This is a genomic window from Methanobacterium sp. (assembly GCA_012838205.1).
Classification (GTDB): domain Archaea; phylum Methanobacteriota; class Methanobacteria; order Methanobacteriales; family Methanobacteriaceae; genus Methanobacterium.
The window spans coordinates 1-24,354 of record DUPR01000018.1 but is presented as its reverse complement, the minus strand read 5'-3'; the positions used below and the strand labels follow the sequence as shown (position 1 = coordinate 24,354).

19 protein-coding genes and 1 tRNA gene are annotated in these 24,354 nt (G+C 35.8%); 8 read left to right on the top strand and 12 right to left on the bottom strand.

Annotation, left to right across the window (positions count from 1 at the left end; all coding sequences use genetic code 11):
- Both GXZ72_02785 and GXZ72_02780 read right to left on the bottom strand, forming a co-directional pair.
- Positions 1-1,173, bottom strand: a 1,173-nt coding sequence (locus GXZ72_02785) for an ABC transporter permease (protein ID HHT18472.1), incomplete at its 3' end; no start/stop codon positions are given.
- Positions 1,174-1,233: 60 nt separating this feature from the next.
- Positions 1,234-2,139: an ABC transporter ATP-binding protein gene (locus GXZ72_02780; protein ID HHT18471.1), complete on the bottom strand. Its 906-nt coding sequence runs from the start codon at positions 2,137-2,139 to the stop codon at positions 1,234-1,236.
- A gap of 563 nt (positions 2,140-2,702) precedes the next feature.
- Between GXZ72_02780 and GXZ72_02775 the strand changes: the two genes are divergently transcribed.
- The 3 genes from GXZ72_02775 (at position 2,703) to GXZ72_02765 (ending at position 6,399) form a co-directional block, all read left to right on the top strand.
- Positions 2,703-3,917, top strand: a complete 1,215-nt coding sequence (locus GXZ72_02775) for a molybdopterin molybdotransferase MoeA (GenBank protein ID HHT18470.1) — start codon at positions 2,703-2,705, stop codon at positions 3,915-3,917.
- 33 nt (positions 3,918-3,950) lie between these two features.
- Positions 3,951-5,138 (top strand): PDZ domain-containing protein, encoded by a 1,188-nt coding sequence (locus tag GXZ72_02770; protein ID HHT18469.1) that lies wholly within the window; start codon positions 3,951-3,953, stop codon positions 5,136-5,138.
- Positions 5,139-5,640: 502 nt separating this feature from the next.
- Positions 5,641-6,399, top strand: coding sequence for an ArsR family transcriptional regulator (locus GXZ72_02765; protein HHT18468.1), 759 nt, complete (start codon positions 5,641-5,643; stop codon positions 6,397-6,399).
- Here the strand turns inward: GXZ72_02765 and GXZ72_02760 are convergent, their stop codons facing one another.
- Both GXZ72_02760 and cobI read right to left on the bottom strand, forming a co-directional pair.
- On the bottom strand, positions 6,400-7,377 hold the full coding sequence (locus tag GXZ72_02760) for an alpha/beta fold hydrolase (protein ID HHT18467.1): 978 nt from the start codon (positions 7,375-7,377) through the stop codon (positions 6,400-6,402). It abuts the gene before it with no gap.
- Positions 7,378-7,434: 57 nt separating this feature from the next.
- Positions 7,435-8,136 carry a precorrin-2 C(20)-methyltransferase gene (gene cobI / locus GXZ72_02755; GenBank protein ID HHT18466.1) on the bottom strand — a complete coding sequence of 234 codons (702 nt, stop codon included), beginning with the start codon at positions 8,134-8,136 and terminating at the stop codon, positions 7,435-7,437.
- A 326-nt stretch (positions 8,137-8,462) separates the two neighbouring features.
- On the opposite strand from cobI, the gene GXZ72_02750 reads away from it, so the two are divergent.
- A complete protein-coding gene (locus GXZ72_02750) occupies positions 8,463-10,202 on the top strand; it encodes an ATP-dependent DNA helicase (protein HHT18465.1) in 1,740 nt (579 codons plus the stop codon).
- A gap of 119 nt (positions 10,203-10,321) precedes the next feature.
- Positions 10,322-15,397, top strand: a complete 5,076-nt coding sequence (locus GXZ72_02745) for a DUF3320 domain-containing protein (GenBank protein HHT18464.1) — start codon at positions 10,322-10,324, stop codon at positions 15,395-15,397.
- Between the two features lie 207 nt (positions 15,398-15,604).
- Here GXZ72_02745 and GXZ72_02740 read toward each other — a convergent pair whose 3' ends face one another.
- Positions 15,605-15,982, bottom strand: a complete 378-nt coding sequence (locus tag GXZ72_02740; protein HHT18463.1) for a rhodanese-like domain-containing protein — start codon at positions 15,980-15,982, stop codon at positions 15,605-15,607.
- Positions 15,983-16,311: 329 nt separating this feature from the next.
- A complete protein-coding gene (locus GXZ72_02735) occupies positions 16,312-16,917 on the bottom strand; it encodes a formylmethanofuran dehydrogenase (protein ID HHT18462.1) in 606 nt (201 codons plus the stop codon).
- A gap of 395 nt (positions 16,918-17,312) precedes the next feature.
- Here GXZ72_02735 and GXZ72_02730 point away from each other — a divergent pair, with 395 nt between their 5' ends.
- Entirely contained in the window at positions 17,313-17,747 is a 435-nt protein-coding gene (locus GXZ72_02730; protein ID HHT18461.1) for a carboxymuconolactone decarboxylase family protein, read from the top strand.
- 18 nt (positions 17,748-17,765) lie between these two features.
- Here GXZ72_02730 and GXZ72_02725 read toward each other — a convergent pair.
- Positions 17,766-17,841: transfer RNA gene (locus GXZ72_02725), tRNA-Arg, on the bottom strand.
- Between the two features lie 765 nt (positions 17,842-18,606).
- Between GXZ72_02725 and hisF the strand changes: the two genes are divergently transcribed.
- Both hisF and GXZ72_02715 read left to right on the top strand, forming a co-directional pair.
- Positions 18,607-19,431, top strand: a complete 825-nt coding sequence (hisF, locus tag GXZ72_02720) for an imidazole glycerol phosphate synthase subunit HisF (GenBank protein HHT18460.1) — start codon at positions 18,607-18,609, stop codon at positions 19,429-19,431.
- A 44-nt stretch (positions 19,432-19,475) separates the two neighbouring features.
- The gene (locus tag GXZ72_02715; protein ID HHT18459.1) at positions 19,476-19,967 is read left to right on the top strand and encodes a hypothetical protein; all 492 of its coding nucleotides are present in this window, start codon (positions 19,476-19,478) and stop codon (positions 19,965-19,967) included.
- 558 nt (positions 19,968-20,525) lie between these two features.
- Here GXZ72_02715 and GXZ72_02710 read toward each other — a convergent pair.
- The 5 genes from GXZ72_02710 to GXZ72_02690 form a co-directional block, all read right to left on the bottom strand.
- On the bottom strand, positions 20,526-20,744 hold the full coding sequence (locus GXZ72_02710) for a hypothetical protein (GenBank protein ID HHT18458.1): 219 nt from the start codon (positions 20,742-20,744) through the stop codon (positions 20,526-20,528).
- Positions 20,745-20,796: 52 nt separating this feature from the next.
- Positions 20,797-21,378 carry a hypothetical protein gene (locus GXZ72_02705; protein HHT18457.1) on the bottom strand — a complete coding sequence of 194 codons (582 nt, stop codon included), beginning with the start codon at positions 21,376-21,378 and terminating at the stop codon, positions 20,797-20,799.
- Between the two features lie 200 nt (positions 21,379-21,578).
- Positions 21,579-21,989: a hypothetical protein gene (locus GXZ72_02700; GenBank protein ID HHT18456.1), complete on the bottom strand. Its 411-nt coding sequence runs from the start codon at positions 21,987-21,989 to the stop codon at positions 21,579-21,581.
- 144 nt (positions 21,990-22,133) lie between these two features.
- Positions 22,134-22,964, bottom strand: a complete 831-nt coding sequence (locus tag GXZ72_02695; protein ID HHT18455.1) for a transposase — start codon at positions 22,962-22,964, stop codon at positions 22,134-22,136.
- 47 nt (positions 22,965-23,011) lie between these two features.
- Positions 23,012-23,686, bottom strand: a complete 675-nt coding sequence (locus GXZ72_02690) for a transposase (GenBank protein HHT18454.1) — start codon at positions 23,684-23,686, stop codon at positions 23,012-23,014.
- Positions 23,687-24,354: the final 668 nt, after the last annotated feature.

The window sequence follows — 24,354 nt, the reverse complement described above, 5'->3', positions numbered from 1 at the left end:
TAGTTGTAGTGTTAGTTTTATTGGTCCAGGACGTGGCCCGAATAAAATATCATCCCGTTTGAAAAGACATGTAGCAATCCAAAAGGTTAATATGCTCATTAAAATTACAAAAATCATCGACATGAGTAGTTCAGGTAAGGGAATGGCTTCACCCGTAAATAGTCTCATTACTGTAGTCATAGGAGAGAAATTGGCAGAATAACTTTTTCTAGAAATGTAAGTCAGAGCAGGGACAATTAAAACCCCAACCACCATAATGTAAGCAAAACTGATCCCTATACCTGCTTCTTTGTAGTTTTTGGCGTAGGCAGCGATGATGGATGTGAGTCCCACGATCGGTACTGCAGTTAGCACCACCAGGAAATATACCAGAATTACATTTTGTATAATAAACCCTGCCCCGATTAGTACAATTATCCACATGGCCACTTGCAGGGCAGATATAGCCACCACTGCCAATCCTTTGCCTAAAAGTATTTCACCCGTTGATATGGGCATGGCAACAAGTATTTCACCAGTTTTACGCTCTTTTTCTCCTACAACACTATCAATGATTATATTTCCAAACAAGAAAAGAGGTAGAAATAGAAGTACAGATAGCATGACTTTTTTAATGATTTGAATAGGTAATGATTCACTTGTTTTTACTTCTGTAACACTTGTATTTATGGTATTTTCAGTGTTAGTTGACGGAAGGTATGCCCGGGTTAAAACAGCAGACAGGGATTGTATGGTGTTGTTTACTTCATCCTTAATAACGCTTCTCCTAGGATCTGAATAATCTAGATATAGAACAATGTCCACAACCTCCCCTTTTTGTATGCGCTCTATTGAATCCGGTGATACCTTAAGCCAACCCCCAATTTCGCCCTTTTCAATTCGTGAAAAAGAATTGTTATCATTATAAGAAGTTATGTCGATTATTTCTGGATTAATGTACTTTTTAAATAATCCCCCACGATCATCAACATCTAAAGCCGCAAAATCAACAAGGGATGGTGTTAAGGATATACCTTCCTCTGATTCCATTTTAACTGCAAAGGAGTTGAACAATATAATTAACATGAAAAGAACAGATAACTGCATCAAAAATATTAAAAGAAATTTCTTGCTCTTAAGAGTGTTTTTAAACTCCCATCTAGTGATGGTCAAGAAATTGAGGTTAAAATTCATTTTTTTACTACCTATATCATGTTTTACTAGGAACAGTCCCTTGGTATGTTTAAACAATATTTATTGAGATCGAACTGATTGAATGAAAACATCGTCCAGTGTGGGCTCTTTAGTGTTAACTGAATACGCCTGATTGCCAAATAAGTCAATTATGTCCGAAATGTCTTCACGAGTGTGTAAAGATATTAAATACTCGTTACCCTCAAGGTTAACAGCTTCAACAGAATTTAATGCCGCTATTTTATTAGTATCAATTTTTTGAGGCTGGTGAACTCTTACCTTGAGAATTATATCCCCATGAACTTTTTCTTTTAAAGTTTTAGGAGTTCCAAGATCATGAATTCGGCCCTGATTTAAGATAGCCACCCTATCACATAGTAAGTCTGCTTCATCCATGTAGTGTGTGCAGAGAATAACAGTCTTATCCCTTTTAAGTCCTTTGATAAAGTTTCGTATGGTTCTGGAAGTGGCAGGATCAAGACCCATAGTGGGCTCATCAAAAATTATAATTTCAGGATCATGGATGAGTGCCCTAGCAATTCCAATTCTTTGTCGCAACCCCTTGGAAAATGTGTTGATGCGATCTTCGGCGCGTTCGCTCATCCCAACCAATTCCAAGAGCTCGTCTATACGGCCATCCAGCCTTTTTTTAGGCACTCCGTATAATTCACCGAAGTATTTTAAAAGATTTCTGGCTTTGAACCTTTCATATAAGTTTGGTTCCTCTGGTAAGTATCCAATCATTGATTTTATCTTAATCTGATCATGGTGTATGCTATATCCTCCCACCATTACTTCGCCAGAGTTAGGTTGAAGTATACAACAGATTATTCGAATTGCAGTGGTTTTTCCAGCACCATTTGGCCCTATGATACCCAAAAGTTCACCTTTTTTAACGTCCAGATTCATGTTGTCCAGTGCCTTTATATGCCCAAAAGACTTTGTTAAAGAGTCAATTCTCACCATTACATTATCTGAATTCAAGTTGCAACTCTCCATTCGTAAATGTAAAAAAGTACATGTTCTTATTTTATTCTGAATATACCTTGTTTATCTATTTAACCGAAAACCTAAACAAGTATTATTGGAGAGATTTAAAAACCATTCTTTTAGATAATCAATTAATGTGACAAGGTTAATTTCTAATAAGGTAATTTTATGATCATATTGATCCAATCAATTAAAATGTTACCTTTCAAAAATTTACACCAATATTGACGTTATTCTCCCCACACACAGATGAAAGATGGGCCACGTTTTCATCTAACTGCATTGAGTCAGAACAACCGAGCGAAAACAAGTTTAATCAATTAAATTTCTTTACGGGTTAAATTCTTTCATGGTTTGTTTTATTCATAGCAAGTTTTTCTTGACTGGTATGATATGAATCTTAAAATTATAATTCTGCATGATTAAAAAAAAATAATACAATGTTTAAATACATTTTTATATTCTGTGAAATAAACCATTGAATTCTCCAACTTAACTACAATCATGTTAATAAGTGTAGATATCAAAGAGATCAAAAAATGTTTCTATCAAAACTCATCCCGCCAGAACATGCCAAAAAAATAATTTTCAATCACTTGAAAACGCCCCCAAAAGAAGTCATAAGCTTGAAAAATGCTTATAGGAGAGTTATTGCTCAAGATGTAACTTCTAATCTAGATTCACCCCCTTTCAATCGGGCCGCCATGGATGGTTATGCTGTTAAAGCTGAAGACACATTTGGACATTCTGATAAGAATCCAGCCCAATTAAAGATTATGGATAAGATCAGTGCAGGTGAAAAGTCAAAAGTTCTGCTTAAAACGGGTGAAGCAATTAAAATAGCTACTGGTGCTCCATTGCCCTCAGGTGCCAATGCCGTGGTGATGGAAGAATTCACATACTCTGAAGGAAAACACTTAGATGTGGAAGCATCTGTGGTTCCATGGGAAAATGTTTCCCCAGTTGGAGAGGATTTCCATAAGGGAGATCTGATACTGAAAAAAGGGAAAATTTTAAACCCGGCAGAACTAGGACTAGTAGCTTCTTCTGGTTATGACCGTGTTTGTGTATTCAAAAAACCAAGAATAGGAGTTATCATCACTGGCAGTGAGTTAGTCATGCCTAAAAAAATGCTTGACGGAGCTGAAGTAATAAATTCTAATTATTTTACTATTAAATCCATGATAGAAAGTTGTTTGGCTGTTCCTTACATGTTCCACGCTATTGACGACACCAGTCTGATGAAAGATATGTTTACTAAGTTGTTAAATGATTATGATGCTGTGATCACAACTGGTGGTACTGCAATTAGCAAAGGAGATGTGGTAGTGGATGTTGCCAATGAAATGGGAGATCTGTTAATGCATGGCGTTTCCCTACGTCCAGGTAAACCATTTGCATTTGCAAAAATCCATGACAAACCTGTTTTTATGTTGTCTGGTTTCCCAGTAGCAGCCATGGTGCAGTTCGATGTTTTTGTGAGAGAATCTCTTCACAAAATGCAGGGACTTCAAATGAAGCCTTTGACTATCCAAAAAACAGCTAGTAGGCAGATAGCATCTACTTTAGGCAGAACAGACTATATTCGAGCGGTGATTGAAGGTGATGTGGTTCGTCCCTTGAAGATAAAGGGTTCAGGGATCATAAAGTCAATGGTTGAATCGGATTCTTACATAATAATACCAGAAAATAAAGAAGGAATTGTTGAAGGAGAAACTTGTTTGGTTCTTCCTTACCAATCGTTCAAGGCTTAAACCAAAAATATTGTAATGAAAAGGTGATCTTGTTTGAATGTCTTATTATCCTATGTCATTTTAATTGTCATCATCTATATTTTGGCCATCTTATTCAGAGATAGGTTGAAAATAGATATTTATGGGCCTATTCTCATGAGAAGAACTCAAAAAATGAGAGGATGGATCGATTTCATAGCGAAGCTCAGCCCTAGATTTTGGCGCTGGAGTATGAACATAGGCATCCCCATAGCTATTTTGGGCATGATTTTTATGGTTTACACCATTATAATGTCCTTAGTATATATGATTCAATCGTACATGGTTCAGACCTCTTCGGCTCCTGCAGCATCATTATTATTGCCTGGAGTTGACATACCTGGATCACCGGTATTCATCCCCATTGTTTCTGGAATAATCGCATTGGTTCTGCTCATGGTGGTTCACGAATTTGGACACGGAATTCTGGCCAGAGCAGAAGGTGTTAAGATTAAATCAATTGGGGTTATCTTAGCAGCAATACTGCCCGGGGCCTTTGTGGAACTTGATGAAAAAGATGTGGAAAAGGCAAAAAAATCTGTGAGACTCCGCATATATGCTGCTGGTTCTATTTTTAATATTGCACTGGCAGGAATTGCATTTACAGTTGTGCTTATTCTCTCTTCATCTTTTTTACCTTATGCTTTCCAACCAAATGGACTTACTATTACTAGCGTTACCCCTAACGGCCCTGCTGAAGGTGTACTTAAAGAAGGAATGATTGTAACCAATATTAATGGTTTTCAAGTTAAAAACAAGACAGATTATACTGACTTGATTTTGAATAAAACTAAACCAGGAGACAAGTTAACTTACGTCACTGATCAGGGGACATATACCATCACTTCAACTGGACAACCACATAATGCTTCTATAACCTATCCAGGAACACGTAGTGAAACACATCTGGTAGTTAAACCTGAAGTTTCCACTAAATACGGTGAAATACTTCCTTGGTTTTTATACTACCTTTCTGATGTAGGTTACTGGGTATTTGCATTGAACCTGGTGGTGGCCCTTTTTAACCTTCTTCCTTTTAAACCTCTGGACGGAGGAATAATATTTGAAGAACTTCTCGGATATAAATTATCAAAAGAATGGGTAGATAGAATCGTTTCCAGTGTTACAATGGTTATGATTTCAATTGTGGCCTTTCTAATAATCTACAGCATAGTTCCAGGAATAATCCAAATGGTAGCTTAGCTTCCAATTAGGCATAAAAAACCAATTGAGCATTCAAAAATAATCTAAGAAAAATTTTTTTTTGTCTTTTTTAAATCAAAGAAATAAAATTATCTACCTTTTTTGCAGTGAAAACAAATATACTGGTCTTTTTGGTTTATTCGATTGGTTTTGAATACTTTACCACAGTTTTTGCACTGCACTTTCACCAGGAGAGATGGCGGTCGGGGAATGGCTGGTTTTTGACATTTGCAGCTTACTCCAACCAATATTTTATTATTATTTTTGATTTTAATTGACCTCCATATTTAATTTAGATTATTCGGTTTTAAAGACAAATATAGTACGACATTATACGAACGTATTAAACTATACGAACCATATCATATAAAGGTTACTGTTCGTAGTGAACCGAACGTACTTATATAGTCGAACGAATATAACAAGTTGTTATGTTATAATTTATAACTACATAACTACTATTGTCCCGTTTAAGGGGAATAAATAAAATTGAGGAGTTACATTGGCCCCAATTAAAACTAAAAGTCGTGCAAAAATATTTTCAACAAAAACAGGGATTAATATCATTCAAAGCCCCATAAAGGCACAGATACTGTCACTTTTAAAAGAAGGAGGTATGAGCGGATCCCAGATCGTTTCATCGACGATCCGGTCTAAATCTACCATTTCAGCACATTTGCAAGATTTAGAAAATGCAGGAATAATTGATTGGGTGATTGACCCAGAAGACCGTCGTCGTAAAATATATTACATTAATTCCAAATTTTTAGGAGATTTTTCATCAGAAAAAGAAATTGAAGATGGTGATGACCAATACTTGCAAGATTTTGTAGCTGAATCAGATGACCCCTTGAAATTCTTCAGATTCATGTTCAGATCTATTCGAGTAGCACTTTTGGATGAAGGTATAAACATTGACCCCATACTACGCAACGCAGGTATCAAAGTAGGGAATACCTTCTATCAAAAATTAAAAACCCCTGATCTCACTGAATTTATTGATAATCTAACAAAATTTTGGGAAAATAATCAATTAGGACAAATTGAAATTAAAAGCATTGACCCCCTTATTATCCAGTTATATGACTGTTTTGAATGCGAAGATCTGCCAAAAATTGGTAGAACCGCTTGTTCCTTCGATTCAGGCGTGCTCGAAGCCTTCTTCTCAAAATATTTCCAGGAACATGTGGAAGTGTCAGAAGTGAAATGTTACGCTCAGGGAGATGAATGTTGTCAGTTTATAGTAAAAACCAGTTCATAATTAGTCAAAATTCGCCAAAAACCTGTTTATTGCATCCGAAGCTTTCAAAACATCTCTTATACAACCATAGTGTCCCCATATCGAATCATAAAGAAATATTTCTGAATTTCTAAGACCTTCCTTCAAAGGCATTATACTGAATTTTTCATCTACTATCTGATCTTGGTGAATTCCAATCACTAGGGAAGGAACACTGATCCGTGATAGATCATGGGATAGATCATAGGAAAACATTGCTTTGTTTCTCCATATTAGATCATTAGCATCCCAATTAATTGAATCAGCCTTTCTTTCACTGACACCCTTAAGAAAATCATTTTTAGATTCAAAACATTGTTCATAGTTTTCTGGGGAAAGCGACCACAAGTAACTGAGATAAGCCACATGTTCCATGACCTTCACCGGATTCTGGACATATTTTCCACCTTTGTATTCACCATCTCCCTCAATGATCTGGTTCATGAGATGATAAACCCCAAACATCCGGTTAGATAAACGATGACTGGTTCCATGAAGTATAATGAAATCCATAAAATCAGGGTACTCTAAAGCCCAGTGAAGAACTTGAAATCCCCCCATGGATGTGCCCATAATGCCCTGTAGATGTTCAATCCCCAAACAATGACTGATCAGTTCATTTTGGGCTGCTGCCATGTCTTTAATACTGTATTCTGGATAATTTATCCCCATTCCAGTGCTAGATGGGCAAGATGATCCTGGCGTGCCCAGTGCAGTTGGACTTATCACATAGAACTTATTGGTATCAATAACTTTTCCAGGGCCAATTACACTGCTAAGGTTTTCCACTGAAGCGTAATTTCCACTCCAACCGTGAAGATATAAAAAAGCATTGCAGACTTTTCCCTGTTCATCATACTTTTTGGTTCCCTGAACTGCGTATTCAATTGTTAAATCGGTGAAAACCGCCCCAGATTCAAATTTAAAGTCATGAATTATGTAATTTTTTGGTTCAAGCAAAGAGAATAAACCTCCCACACAATGGTTTTGGCATGATTCATACAATGAGACTTTCGGTCATTTGTTTTTTTCAAATTTAACTATGGTTGTTGAAAGATACTTTCCCTTTTTAGCAAAGCCATTGAAGATTTTTTCATCTTTCATTCCGCAATTTTGAACAGAAATAATTTTTTTATCCCTAGAATCTTTCTTTATTATATCTTCTAGCATTTCAGAGTGGCGAGAAGTCTTCATTATCACTGCTGTATCGGCGTGCTCTAAGATCTCTTCCAGTCTCTGGTCCACTTTAGGCACTACTATAACAATCTCATCTTTCTCACTCAAAGTGATGCCGGCACTGGCAGCACAACTGGTAAATGATGTAATCCCTGGAACCATTTCCACAATATATCCTTCGTCTTGAATTATCTGTGCAATGTAGGAAAAGGTGCTGTAAATTGAAGGATCTCCTAAGGTTATAAATGATACATCTTTGCCTTGGTCAAGTTCATCAATTACAAGTTGAGCAGCGCCCTTCCAATAATTTTCCAGTGCTCTTTTATCCTCTATCATTGGAAAAAGAGGTTCAAGTATAACATAGTCATCTTTTCGTTCATTTAATATATTTTGAACTATTGAAAGGGCTAAACTAGGTTTATCCTTTGAAGATTTAGGAGCGCAAATGACCGGTACACTTTTCAATGTTTTTATTCCCTTAACTGTGAGTAGTTCAGAGTCTCCCGGACCCACCCCTACACCAATAAATTTTCCCTTATCCATAGCAAACACCGACATGAAAAAATTTAAATTAATTCTAAATTCTATACTTAGATTAATTAGTTATCTATTAAGGTTTAAAAATGCATTATTTTCCCCAATAATATAATAAATAAATTATAAAAAGTAATATGCAATGGTTCCTTACAAGAGCCTTTAAATTACATTATAGGAGAAAAATTTGATAAAACTTCTCAAAAAAATGTAATATCCACAATATATATAAATGAACTGGCTTGCAGTTTTAATTAGAATTCAATTTAGATTAAACATGTTATAAAGGTTTCAAAACTTTATGTATTTATACCACTACCAAAATATAAGTCCCTATGGAAAACAGCTTTTTCTGTAACAAATGTGGAATGATAAAAGACCGCTGCATTTGTGCACCCGACAATTCAAGGCAAGTTAAAACTGCTGAAATATCAACATCACGACTGGAAACACTTAAAAATCAATTTCCAGATATTCCCGAAAATATAATAGAAAAGTTCCCATTTCAAAAACCGCGGGAAGGACAATTAGAAATAATATCAGAGATTGTCGATGCTATTGACCGTGGTTATTCCAATATTATCCTTGAAGCAGGCACCGGTACTGGAAAATCAGCTGTTGCCACCACCCTAGCCAGAATATACCAACCCTCATATATACTGACCATGACTAAACAGCTTCAATCCCAGTATGCTGCGGAGTTCGGTTACCCCCTTGTTAAAGGTAGAGGCAACTTTTTGTGCAAAAATGAAAATCTGGAGTACAGTTGTGACCAGGGAACATGCCAGACCATCCCCAGCACCCAAAAATTTGCCTGCGATTACGGCATAAGCAAATCTCCCTTTGATGGTGAGATGCGTGCATTTCAGGATGCTTTTGGAACACCCATATATTTCCGTTCCAATGATCGGTGCAGTTACTGGGATCAAAAAGCAGTGGCAGTGGAAAGTCCCATTACATTAATGAATTATGATTACGCACTGCTTGAACTTAACTACGTGAAACATTTTGGAAAAAGGCATTTAATGGTTTTGGATGAGGCTCACAACATAGAAGATAAGTTAATGCAGCGTTTGGAAGTAAATCTCTACAACCGTCGCTTGGAACGTGAGATCAAAAAGACCATACCCCCAAGTATGACAAAATACAAGGATCCGCAGGAATGGATACTTTTTGTTGAATCCATTTATGAGGATTACCAAGACATAAACATAAAAAATATCCCTAAAAGGTCAGCCGATCGTGTTAACCGAATGAAAATGAATCTTAGTGAGCTTTCTCGTAACTTAGAAAATAATCCAGAAAACTGGGTAGTTGATACCAGTCCAAGTGGAGTTTCATTTAAACCTCTCCGCGTTAACAACTATGCTAGTGATCGGCTCTTCAACCATGCTGATATCAGGCTCTTAATGAGTGCCACCATCCTGGATCAGGATTTGTTCTGCCAGTGGCTGGGCATAGATCCTGATGAAACCTATTATATGGAAATAAAAAGTATTTTCCCACAATCATCACGCCCTGTACACTTAAAACTAGTTGGAAACATGTCACAACGACTAATAAAACGTACCGCCCCCAAAACACTCCCCATTCTGGAAAAAATCTTAGAACATCATCAAAATGAAAAAGGACTCATCCACACCCATAACTACAAATGCCAGCGGTACATAATGAAGCATCTTAAAAATCCTCGTTTAATGGGCCATAACCCCAAAAACAGGGAACAAATCCTAAACAGGTTCGAACACTCCCAAGAGAAACGGGTACTTGTCAGCCCTTCCATGAGTGAAGGGGTTGATTTACCCTATGAAAAGTGTCAGTTTCAAGTTATTTATAAGATCCCATTCCCTTACCTAGGAGATCCCCAAGTAAACCAAAGGAAACAGTTGGACCCCCCATGGTATGCCTATAAAACAATCATGACTCTACTTCAAGCCTATGGAAGAGGTATGCGAGCTGAAGATGATTACTGTGAAACTTATATTCTGGATGGTAACTTTCGCATGTTATTGCGCAACCGCCTATACCGTAACTTAGTGCCTAACTTCTTCAAAGAAGCTATACAGAGAGAATGAAAGCCGTGTGATTATAAAAAGAGAGATAGTTTTAATATGAAGTTTTAATAAACCATGAATATTATATTGAATGTTACAATTAGTTCTCAGTCTAATCGAGTAATGAGAGGTATTAATAAATGTCCGAACTCTCCAAAGTGGACATATATAAACAAATTGATGTTTTAAGGCAAAGTTTGCTGGACCTTACCATGCGAAACCAGCTCTTGAACTTCCGCCCACGCACCATGACTGTGGAAGTAAAAGATGCAGAACTGGCAGAGATTTACGACCGATTGGTACTTAAACAAACAAAAACTAAACTTTTACAGTTCATACCCCGTGGAGAAGCAATTTTATCTAATTCTGAGGATGAAATAGATACTAATTCTGAAAAAAAAGAAATCGAAAAATTGCCGTCAACCGATGATAAAAGCAAATCTGAGGGAGAATCCCCTCTTAATGTTGATAATGAAATAAAAATATCAGATTTATCTTTTAAAACAGATGAAAATCTTGTTGATGATGTTCAAGCAAGGATAAATGATGAAGTCGAAGAAAAAATATCTGTAAATGTTTCCAGTGCCTCTACTGAAGATATTCCTTCTAACTCTGACGATGCCATTTCCCATGATACAATTGAAGAGCTTTCCCAGCCCAATAGCAGTGAAGATGAATTATCCAGTGAACAAACCGCCCTGCTTTGGGAATCACCTCCTCTAGATCAGGAAATCTTGGAAAAAAATAAAGAAATCTTCTTATCCACTGATTTGACTCCTTCTGAACTCCAACGCCGATTGTTTTACATAAACCAACGAGCCAGATCAGTTATGGAAGAACAGGGTTACAACATCCTGTATCTGGCTGTGGGTTTCTTAAAATGGAAAGAAGAAAATGGTAGTAATGGATTCAAAGAAGCCCCAATACTACTCATTCCAGTTGAACTGGAAAGAAAACGAGTAAAAGGCTCTTTTAAACTTCGCTGGACTGGAGAAGACATAATAACCAACATATCCTTACAAGCCAAATTAGTGGATAATGGAGTCGAAATACCTGATTTTGAAATGCCAAGAACAAAAGAGGGTGTAGACAAATATTTAGAGCAAATCGCTCAATCAATTTCCCATGAAAAAGGATGGGAAGTTATTCCCAAAGTTTTCCTGGGTTTCTTCAGTTTCACGAAATTTGTGATGTACAAAGACCTGGATCCAGAAAGCTGGCCTGAAGATATGCCATTGGAAGAAAACCCACTAATAAAAGCAATTTTCGATCCATCAGAAGAAGAATTTAGCTTAGGATTCCAAGAAGATCAGGTTGACACAGAACTCTCATCTGAAAATGTTTATCATGTTTTAGATGCAGATTCATCCCAAATATCAGTGATAGAAGAGGCAAAACGTGGTTGTGACTTAGTAGTGGAGGGACCACCAGGAACTGGTAAATCTCAGACCATAGTTAACCTCATTGCCGAACTCCTGGCGCGTGGAAATACTGTACTTTTTGTTAGTGAAAAAATGGCAGCTCTTGAAGTAGTTAAAAGCCGCTTGGACAGTGTGGGGTTGGGAGAATTCTGTTTAGAGTTGCACAGTAAAAAATCAAATAAAAAAGATGTGCTTGAAAAACTTGAAAGCGTCCTTCGAAACCCTAAACCCGCGCAAATAACGTTAGAAGAAGATTTAAACACCATAGAAGAGTTAAAATCTGATTTAAATGAATATGTCACCTTAATACACTCCCCCTACGGAGAAATTAGATGGACACCCTACCAGCTTTTTGGTTTAAAAGAAAAATCCCTGCATCATTTTGAAAAATCAGAAAATAGAATGCCACGTTTTACCATTGAAAATGGTGAAAATTGCACGCTAAGAGAATGGCAGCGAACCCTTAATAAATTCAAAGAACTGGGAGAATTATACAAACTGGTCAAACCAGTAGTCTACAATCCATGGAATTTAACTCAACCAGATCCCATATTACCGGCTGAAGAAGAAGAAATTGAAAATCTGCTAACTGATACAATTGGAACCCTAAACCACATTGAAGAAAAAGCCCAAAAACTTGCTAAAATCTCAGGAATCATAATACCAACAACTCTAGATGAAATGGAACACTTAATAGCTGCAGTGGAAATAATATCATCCTTCCCCTCACTGGAAAGAGACCTACTTTTTAACACCCAATGGGACTATGACAAACTTCAAGTCTACAACCTCATTAAAAGTTTAGAAGAATTCCAATCACGAGCCAAAGGCTTAAAAAGATTTAAAAATGGAGTTTTGGAAGAGGATCTCGTTTCACTTTTAATGGATTTCCAGGAACAGAAACCGAAACTCCTGAAATTCTTAAGTGGAGATTTCAAAAAAGCCAAAAAGAGAATAGAGAAACTTTACATTGATAAAACACCAGATGATGATGAAATAATAATCCATGACCTGGAAGAACTAATAAATTGTCAGAAAATGCGTCTCAAGATTAGAGAAAAGGATGAACTTGCCAAATCCCTCTTTGGCTCCCACTGGAAAAGTGAAGAAAGTAAAGTTGAGAATCTGAAGAACATATCAGAATGGATCATCAAATTCCGAAAATCACTCGAAGAAGGCCATATCACGGAAAAAATCGTTATAATTCTTGATTCAGTGCAACAAGATGAAGTTAAAAGGATCAGCAAACAAATGCATCAGAATTATGACCAAATAATCCAGAACATTAACCGTTTGAATAGTTTCCTACACTTTGATCTTGATTCAGTTTTTGGTTTAAATCTAAAAAAAAGCCCCATTGACTATTTAATATCCCAGACTTCCCTCTTGAAAAATAAACTCTCTGATTTACAAAATTGGTCTCGTTACAGCTCATCAAGAGCTGATTGCATGGAAACCATTGGATCAGAACTGTTGAACTTAATTGACAAGGACGAAATTGAATCAAAAGACATCATCCCCAGTTTGGAGGGTAACTTCGCAGATTCCATGCTACGCAACTTCTTCTTAAAAGAACCTTCACTCTCCCGCTTTGTGGGTGACGTGCAGGAGAAGAAGATAAAGGAATTTAGAGAATTAGACAGTAAAATAATTAAACTTAATAGATTCCGAATAGCAGAAAAACTTTACGAAAACCGGCCATCACTTTCCAGCACTGCCTCCCCCCGTTCCGAATTGGGAGTACTAAAAAGTGAATTTTCCCGAAAAAGGGGACATATGCCCATTAGGAAATTGTTATCAATATGTGGAGGCATAATACAGAACATAAAGCCCTGTTTCATGATGAGCCCCCTATCAATAGCCCAGTACCTAGACCCATATAGTGTTAAAAACCTACGCTTTGATTACGTTATTTTCGATGAAGCCAGCCAAGTTAAACCAGAAGATGCCCTTGGAGCACTTTTAAGAGCTAAATATGCAGTTATAATGGGTGACACACGACAATTACCACCCACTACCTTTTTCGATATTTTGATTGATGTAGAAAGTGATGACTATGATTTGGCTGTTCTGGCAGATATGGAAAGCATACTCCACCTTTGCAAACGTAGCTTCCCATCTAAGATGCTTCGCTGGCACTACCGAAGCAGGCATGAATCCCTCATAGCAGTGAGTAATCAAGAATTTTATGACAACCATCTTCTGATCTATCCCTCCCCTAGCCAAGATTCGGAAGAATTAGGATTGAAACTAGAACACCTCCCCGATACCGTGTATGATAGGGGTAAAACTGCCACTAATCGTGCCGAAGCTAAAGAAGTTATTAAAGCAGTTTTTGAACACTACAAGAAGTATGGAGATAGTAAAAGCCTAGGTGTGGGGACTTTCAATGTTCGTCAGCAGCAAGCCCTCCTGGAAGAACTGGAATTGCAATTGAAACTCAATCCCCGGATGGAAAAATACTTCAACACACATTTGGAAGAACATTTCTTCATTAAAAACTTAGAAACCATCCAGGGAGATGAACGAGATGTTATAATGGTTAGTGTAGGTTATGGTTTTGATTCGGAGGGACGTTTAAGTCATAACTTCGGACCAGTCAATCAAGATGGTGGAGAAAGGCGTTTGAATGTTCTTTTAACACGTGCAAGAGAAAAATGTGTGATTTTCTCTAACTTCAGGGGCCAGGACTTACATTTAAGCAGTAACGCACCATTTGGTCTTAGGGCGTTTAAAGAATTTCTGGAATATGCAGAAAAGAAAACCCTTCGAATGTCTGATCTTGCTCAGGATACAAATGACGCTGCATTTGAAGATGCAGTTTATGAATTTATCTGTGACCATGGATATCATGCCCACCGTCAGGTTGGTTGTGCTGGTTTCAGAGTAGATCTGGCAATTGTGGATCCGGATTATCCTGGACGTTACCTCCTGGGAATTGCCTTTGATGGTCCCATGTACCAGACCAGCAGAGTGGCTCGAGACAGGGACCGCTTAAGACAGCAAATCCTGAAAGGACTCGGATGGAAATTACGCAGGATTTGGTCCACAGACTGGTACAGAAACCGTTCTGAAGTCCAGAAAAGCTTATTATCAACTATTGAAGGACTCTTGAGTGAAGAACGTAACCAAGAAAAGATAACCCCCTCAGTAGTAGAGGAAGATGTTGAAGAAAAACTTGAAGAGGAAATTCTCGAAGTTCAAGAGGAAACACTTCAAGAAATTGAAGTTGAAGAGAAATCAGTGGATGAAATACCAGAATACAAGATTTGTGAAGACCCGGGTGTTAAAATATCTGGAGACATCCACAGTCAACCTGTAGGGGATGTGGCTCATGCTGTGATGAAAGTGGTTGAAGAAGAAGGACCTATCCACTATGATGAAGTTGTGCGGCGTGTGCGGATCTTATGGGGTCTTAGTCGTGCGGGAAGAAGAGTTAAGGATGTTTTAAAAGAAGCAGTTCATTTAGGAGTTTTAGATGGGCAGATAATCCTGAAAGGAGACTTTTTATATTATAAAGATTCCCCAGTTATAGTTCGCCGACGAACAGGTGATCCTCCGGCCAAAATGGACATCATTAGTGAAGAAGAGATATCCGAGGCCATCAAAATCGTTTTAGAATCACAATACGCCACCCAAATTGATGAACTAGTACGTGAAGTATCAAAACTTTTCGGGGGGAAAATAGCCCGCGGTCCAGCAATTACCCGGATTAAAGGCGTTATTAAGGATTTAATTCAGGAAAATGAGATTGAAGAACGTCCTGACGGGATGATAGACTTGGTTAGAAATTAGAGTGCAATTTAAGTTGATTAGATAAACTACAAATTCCATCTAAAATGTAACTAAAATAAAAAATATGAAAAGCTCCTATGAAAACCCATTTTTAGAATTCTTTGGGACTATAACTTTCTATTGGCCCATATCATCTAAACCGAATATTTTGACATTTCTATTTTTATCAAAAATTACTGAGATTACCCTTATAGAAAGCAAAGATTTTTAGTAACTGTTGGAATTATTGCCCTTGGTTAAAGGCAAATCCATCGCTTTCCACATGGTAATTCCGCCAAGAACATTATATATATTAATAAATCCTAAATCTTGCATAACACTAAATGTTTTTACTCCTCTAACCCCCGATCCGCAGCAAATCAGGTATTTTTTCTTCTTGTCTTTCTTTTCCAGTTGCTCCCGGAAGTCTTCCGAATAAAAATCCAGGTTAACTGCACCTTCAATATGTCCCTTGGAGAATTCCTTAGGAGTTCTAACATCCAATATAACAAAATTAGGGTCTTCGAGGTTTTTTTTAACAAATATAAATGCATCTTGAGGGTTTATATTCACAACAACTTGATCCAAATCATTTTGTTCGGACATTAATCTCCCTCAACAACTCCTCATTCATGTCAAAATGTTAATCAATGGGATTTTGTAATTAGGAATTGCGTTCAAATTCCTGTACTTTACTTATTATGTTGTTTCTTCTGGTGCTGTATCACAATAAATATTTGCTTTTTAAGAACCTTATTCCATCCAAGTTTCCAAGCTTAAAATTTATAAAATAATGGTTTTTTCATGGTTTTTAAAAAGACTCAAGCAAATATTCATTAACATCCAAAATATCCATAAATAATCCATTTTATAAGCACCGCTCTCTTTAATCCTAATAAAACAAAAAATAAATTAAACGAAAAAAAAATTCAAAATTAATTCCTTGAATAATCATCAAAACATGGGATACAAACAAATTCACTGTTTTCGACTCTTGCCCTGTGTTCAGCAACCAATTCACCACATTTGGAACACTGAACTGAACCAAAAATCCTAGCTTTTTCAGGAATTTCTATATCCACATACTCTATTTTGAACAATTCATCTTCAGGCATGTTAATGATTTTATCGAATAGGGTATCCTTTCTATCATCGAATTCTTTTTGATCTTCAGGAGTGGCTTCACCAGCAAATGCTTTGGTTCTTACCTCAGAAAATTCTGGATCGATCTCATCTATAGCCACATTTAAAGATAAGCGCAATGCTTTTCCAGAGTCCCTGTAAACAAAGGTGTAAACATTTTTTCCATGATCCTTAAATATCAAGTTTCCTTTTCCAAAGGTACATCCCGTAATTACTTGAATGGCATCCACACTACAACTGTCATTTTCCACAATGGCCAATAACTCTTCATCCACATCCCTTGAAGAAAATAATTTATCCGTAGCTATTTCAGCAGCACGAATTCCAATAGCCACACCAGGACAGGAATGTCCGTGAAACTCTAAAACTTTTTTTTGTATTTCTTTTTCATTATTCATAACATCACCATATTATCAAAATGGCTGCTTCCTACCTTGAAAGTATAAAGCTACCATATAAAAAAAATCCAACAAAAACTTATCAACCTTAAATAAGCAATTTTATCTAGAATTAATTACAATGATCCTTTATATAATATTATCTAACCCGGAGCAAATAATGTGATTTCTGGGAACATCCATAATTTAAATATATTCCGGAAACGTGTTACCCCAACTAATGTTCAAATTAATACTTACAAAAATAACTTCTACCAAACCAAGCCGCTATTTGTAAAAGAATGGATTTTATTATTATGATGAAGCGTGTAGTTATGGATTAGCTAATTTAAGATTTGAAAATAAATTGTCACTTGATGTTAATATAAAATTGATTATTAAAGGAGACTAGTTAAATGGAAGGAAAAACTCGGCCTAATAGGTTTACAGAGGTTCTTGGTGAAGATGTGGATATGGCATTTAAAAAGTTGGCATCTGAAATATTAAAAGATGGTGCACTCACCCTTAAAGAGAAAAGCATCATATCACTGGCATGTGCAGTTGCAGTTAAGTGTGATTCCTGTGTTAAAGCCCATAAAAAACAGGCTTTAAAGGCAGGAGCTAGTGAAAAGGAAATACTAGAAGCAGCAGCAGTTGCAGGGATGGTACGTATGGGTTCTGGTTTCAACACTGCCTACGCACTATTAGATGACCACAGCGCCAGAAGAAAAATTGAGTACAAAACAAAAAGTCAAAATGAAAAAAATCATAATCACGAATCTGAAGGAAAAAAAATACCAAAGACAGCTGACGGATATTTGAGTAACTTTGGAAAAAAGTCAGAGGAATGAAAAGTTTGATAAAATGAGCGGACCTGGGGGGATTTGAACCCCCGACCTTGGGATCCGAAGTCCCACGTCATATTCCAGGCTAGACTACAGGCCCCATAAAAATACATACCATAATAGGCAAGTTACTTGTAAGGTGCTTTTCACTTATAAAATTATTCTTAGTTTTAATTAAAAATATGAACATCCCCTCTGCGGTGAATCATAAAAAAAATTAACGAATAATTTTAAAAAGAAAATAACCGATTTTAATCTGGTAACACTGGAATTTATTAAAACTGGGAAAACAGACTATTTCATCATTTTTCACAGTGTTTTCTCCAGCTACTGATTCTTCGCACTATTAGTCAATAGAATATATGATACTTGTTTACTCTGGAAAGTCCAGTTCAACAATCCCCACTTTAAATAGTTCTGTTACAGTGATTATTTTTAAAAATCTTCATTCAACCAGCAATTTAGTGTTCATCCATATCGGTGGCAACATACCTGGTTGTGGTTATGATTTCTGCTAAATCCCTTCATTAGGGGTTAATTATCAATGTCTGACCCCTATTAAATGTGTTTCGTATCCCCCTGCTGTTACCATCCCTTCAAATCAGGAAAACCTGGACAAAGCATTACACAGAATAAATGGGGTCATTTTTTCACACCATCCAGTTTTGAAGTAGAAATGAAAGTAATTAGCAAGGTATTTGAATTTTTAACCCATTCTAGTGCATTATGTGAATAATTCATGCCCACTTCTTAGTGATAGTTTTTAAATGTCACTAAATCCAAAAAAATTAGTTGTAATAGGTGTTGTAAATTTAATCTGAATCAAATATTACCCTTCCTAAAAAATTTTATTATAGGAACTATTATGTTGGCAAAACGTATCATACCCTGTCTGGACTGCGACCTCAACGTTCCCCATGGACGTGTAGTTAAAGGAGTTGAATTCGAGCAAATCCAGTACGCCGGAGAACCAGTTGCCTTGGCCACCAAATACTACGAAGATGGTGCAGATGAAATAATATTCCTGGACATAACCGCCTCCCACGAGAGAAGAAATACCATGATTGATGTTATAAAAGCCACCACAGAGAATGTTTTCGTGCCTATATGTGTGGGTGGGGGTATCCGTAAACCCAAAGACTATGTAAACATGCTCAAAGCCGGTGCAGATAAATGTTCCACTAACACAGCAGCCATACAGAATCCCGACCTTATCAACGAGGCTTCCAAGGTGGTGGGTAGTCAAGCTTGTGTTATTGGAATAGATGCCAAACGACATTACGTGGATGACCCCCAAGAATCTGATAATCATGTAATCATTGAAACATCAGAGGGATACTGCTGGTATGATTGCAGTATATACGGAGGTAGAGAATTTACTGGAATAGATGCTATAAATTGGGCTATGGAGTGCCAAAAACGTGGCGCCGGGGAAATACTCCTCACCAGCATGGACCGGGACGGGACCAAAGATGGTTACGACATACCCCTGAACCAGGCCATGAGCGAAATGCTGGATATTCCCCTAATTGCTTCGGGTGGTGGTGGAACACCAGAACACATCCATCAAGTACTCAGTGAAGGTAAAGCAGATGCCGCTTTAGCTGCCAGCATCTTCCACTTTGATGAGTATCCTGTGCCTGTTGTCAAGGAGTACTTGAAGAAAATGGGTGTTGCAGTTAGAATCTAAAAGTACATTTCGGGTAATTGCAAAAAAAATACCAGGCGAAGAATTTGATTAAACGAAAACACATATTTTTGGACGATAATACCAAAATCGCCAGACTTGAAAAGAAAATTAAAAAATACGAACGTTACAAGTCGTATGATGAGAAAACTGCCAAAGATGATTTCCGTGTCAAGGAAAAACTAGCCATGCTAAGTGTTGTTGCTAGTAATTTCATGATGACCGGTCACAGCCCAACATTGGTCTTAACTAAACTGGAAGAAGGAGAGGAAGTTATGAAACCAGTTGGTGGAGGTCAAAAAGACCGTGCCAGAGAGATTATATGCAAGGCTGATTTTCGTAAACTTTACCGTGGAGGTAAAGGTAGGAAAACCGACCCCCTCATGATCATAACCGCCATCTGCATGTACGTCATGAGACAAGACAACCCACAAAGGGGAGATATAAGGTATTCTAACGATTTTATTAGGAATGTTGGAGTAACTAAGGAAATATATCAACATATAAGTCAAAAACTGGAAGCTAATAAAAATTCATGATTTCTGATAGGTGTCTCTATATAGTAATAGTGGCCTACTGGCCAAAGGTTATCTTTTGTTTTTGTATGACTTAAAATAATTCTCCGCAACTCATAAATCTGTCATAGATTTTTATAAATGTTTGAAAATAGTTTTATGTTACAATATCGTCTAATTTTCTTTTAATCGTGTAAAAAGTCTAAGGCATTGATTAATAAGTTCGTATCTTCTTTTTTTTAGATATGGAATCATATAGATACATTTCGTAGATTAGGGTTGTTATCCCTTGATCGGCAAGGGGTAACATGTTGAGGGCTTGTAGGATTTGGGGGGGTGTATGCTGTTAAAAATGGCATTTCAGCTATTATTTAATTAGTATATGTCATGGTTGTGGTGGTATTTGAGATGGGATATAAAAATCTGAATAGGTGTAACCACTTTATTACCTTTTTTTCATTGGCATCCACAACTAACATGGGATTTTCACTGGCAACATCAGGTGCTATGAATTTTTGGCCTAATAACTGTCCGTTCATTCTCTGGAGAAGGTGTAAATTAGTGTTTCAAAGCGCATTTTACCTAAATTGTGGATGCATAATTGGGTGCTACTCCATTGGTATACATGAAATTTTTAACTCGGTTTGCAATATCTAAATACTCTGTTGAGTTTATGTCCCCGTTTGTTATTGTTTCTAATGGATCTTCAGCGTTACTAAAGTTTTTAAGAACAATAGAAGTGCTTAAATGGGCTTTGATATTTAACAATACAATGGTTGTGAGGCCTAAAAATTGTGGCATGGTTATTTGCCTTCCAGCAATGTTAACATAGCTCGGAAGACAATTATTAGCATCAATAAATGTTTTTTACTCGCCCTGATGCATTATTAATATCTTCCATACTAATAAAAACAGTATTGGGATTAGAAACCACTGCCCATGTGTTCATTATAACATAATCTGGTGAAACACCGTTTATTCTATAAGAATTCAATATTTGGGAATATATATAGATTAATGATTCATAACGTATGGTTCCAGTACTAGTTGATGCATAATTCGGGGCTATTCCATAATTGTTTATAAATATGTTAACGCGATTGGCAATGTCCAAATATTCAGTTTTATTAATATTCCTGCTGCTGGAGCTTTCAGAAGGATAAGCGAGGTTATTGCAACTATTGATGTGTATGGTGGCATTTGAATCATTTTTAATGTTCAATACTGTAATGGTTGATAATTGTAAGTATTGTGACCTACTCACTGGGTTCTCACCAACATCTACGCCACTTGGAAGAGTATGATTAGTTTCCATATAAGATTTAACCACAGTAGAAGTATTAGTTACTTGTTCTGTAGTTACGTTTGCTGCATAAACAGTATTAACACTCAGAAGGAATAATAACAATATTAAGGCTGTAAAAACACTTTTCATGTTGTATCAGCTAATTTCTAAGAAATTTATTTTAACCATATTAAAACAGTTTTTTAGTACATTACTCCACATTAATCTAATCACGTTAATAATGTGAATGCTGGTGATCTTGTTTCTATTCACATTTAGGGAGATGGTTACAAATTTTTTATATTCAATAATTAATGTCTTCAATCCCCGCATACCAAACATTTTTCTCTTTATAATTCTCTTTTGAAGCTGTAAAAAGAGGTTATTTGAGTTTTATCTGGAAGTTTATATACCATAATAAATGCGAATATATGCGAAATGAAGATTAAAATTAAGCCAAAGATCATCATATAGGTGAATAAACCTTTTAAAATAGGGGAAAATGTTTCATTAAGGACCAAAACTACCAACTGCATTAACGTGATTCCTTGTAATGCCAACACACTTAAATAGGCCAAATAAAACAGTTTGTAATTATATTGTTTCATCCTGTAAGTATCAAAAAGGATAAAGATCAACAAGATACAAATCATAGAATAACTCATTAATGTAGGGATATTATCTGCCATATCTGCCATGGAAGCCAAAAAAAGGATAACAACAGCCATTATCTTTAAGATTAAACCTAACTTTATTTTCATTATTAACTCCTCCTATCTTGAAAAATAAATAAAAGTAATACTATTATAGTTTGTTTTCACTCCCTATATGATTAATTCTAAAATTTTTCTTGTAGAGGTTGTCTCATAAATTTCATTTAATTATTTCATAATATTTTCTTTTTTTCATGTATTTAAAATGTTATTTGTAATTGTTTGTGTTTGAATTTCATTATGTATTCGTTTTATGTTGTGTGCTGCGTTTATCAGATTTTTTTCTGTTGTTGTTTGGGATAATCCACGTGTTATGAACTCTGTGTACTTTAAATTTCGTTTAATGTTTCCAAATGGCCATTCCACGGTTTCTTTTCGTTTAGCAAACTCTAACTTCCCATTTGTAGTTTCCATTTTAAGAGCCATATTTTTTGATAAAACATCACCGTAGTCTGTTATTATTCTTACTCGGTCTTTACCAACACATTTTTCCTGATCTGAACATTTTAAACAATCACTACAATAATATTGTCGCATCAAAACTTCTTTATAACTATAAGTCTTCTTATATTTTAGTTGTTTATTATTAGGGCAAATATAAACATCTTTATTGTGATTATATCTAAAATTGTATTTGGAAAATGGTTTATTCTTTTTAAAATGTTTTTTACTTTCATAAACTTGTTTTCTATTAGGTATGTAACCATCCAATTTGTTTTTAGCTAAATATTGCAGATTATTCTTTGTATAATATCCATTATCTGCACTAATCTTGGTAAAACTGGGTAATGGGCCTATTGTTTCAATAATTTGTTCAATTTGAGGTATTAGTTGGTAGTGGTCAGTTGGATCTTGTGTTATGGTGCTAGCAAGTATTATTCCTGAATTATGGTCCACTGCAATTTGCATATTATATGAAAACTCCATACGACCTTTTTTATTCTTCATCCATCGTGATTCAGGGTCAGTTATACTAACAGTTTGTTGTGGTGTCTTTTTAAGCTCCCTTTCGCATTTATCCAATTTCTCAAAAACATAATTTTTCCCTTCCAGGCTATCAATTGCCTCTTCTAGGAGCTTGAAAGAAGATGACGAAGTTTATTTTCATTATTACTATAGGCGTTTTCTTTTCTCACATTTTGGATTATTTCACGGACTTTTTCACGAGAAGTAAGTTCAGATGGTACTTCATCACCCCTCACGTCTCCATAAATTTTGTCTTCTTCCTTATCAGTTTCAATTCCCTTCTTTATAATCTCTCGAATTGTCTGAATTTCTTTTTGGTTTATTAAATTTGATGATGAAGCGTTAGCTTTGATTTTAGTACCATCTATAGCGATATGATTTAATTGGACTAGTCCTATATTTTTAGCAACATTTACAGTCATTTTAAATGCTTCTTCTATTTCGTTTTTGCATTCGATTTTAAACCGGCAAATTGTCCTGAAATCTGGTTTATCCATCCCCGAAAGGTACATATACACCACATTTTCTTCTGCAAGCCGTGCAACACGTCGAGAAGAGAACACACCATCAACTGAAGCCATTATAACAATTCGAAGTAACATTCGACGAGAATAAGCAGCCTTACCCCTAGTATAACGGTATTTCTGGTCGATATTTTTAAAATCTAACTCTTCCACCAAATTAGCAATAAAATAACAAATATGGTTCTCCGGAATAAAATCTGTAACACGCCTAGGCACCAACCAAGTCTGACCAATACGATCTTCCCTCAAAGCCATAAAAAACACCACCAAAAAACTACAAACAACTAAATAAAATATAGTAACTCCCTAAATATAAATATAACCCTTAAAAAATAAGATCCTCAAAAAATTAATTAATTATGGGACAGCCTCTTGTAAAAATAAAAATAAAATAAAATAACCATTACTAGTGCTGCCAAACTAACAAAAAGAGCTAATGGATCTCCAGAAATCACAAAATAGAACAACAACATAATAAAAATAATTAATTGTCCGTATAGTAAATTGACCTCTTTTTTCATCGAATTCCTCTTTTGAAAACATTTGCCAACATTAACACAATAAAAATATAATTATTATACTAAATTTAAGAATTTTATTATTTTCCATAAGATATTAATAACAATCAATTTGCATTTTTCAATAATACATGGTTATATCAATAGTTTATTTTTTAGAATGTGTAATGTCATTTGGGGGGGTTCCCAAAAACTGTTACTACAAATCTCTAACGCTTCTTAATAATTATCCCACTCTTTGAATAATAATACAATTACAATACTAATAAAAAGAGTTGCTAGTCCATTATATATGAATATAATCTCTATGCTAGGAGAGAAAGGTATAATGAAACTCAAAATCCACATTACTGAAAAAAGTATAAACATTAGAATCAAAAAAAATTTCTTATTGGTAATTTTTTT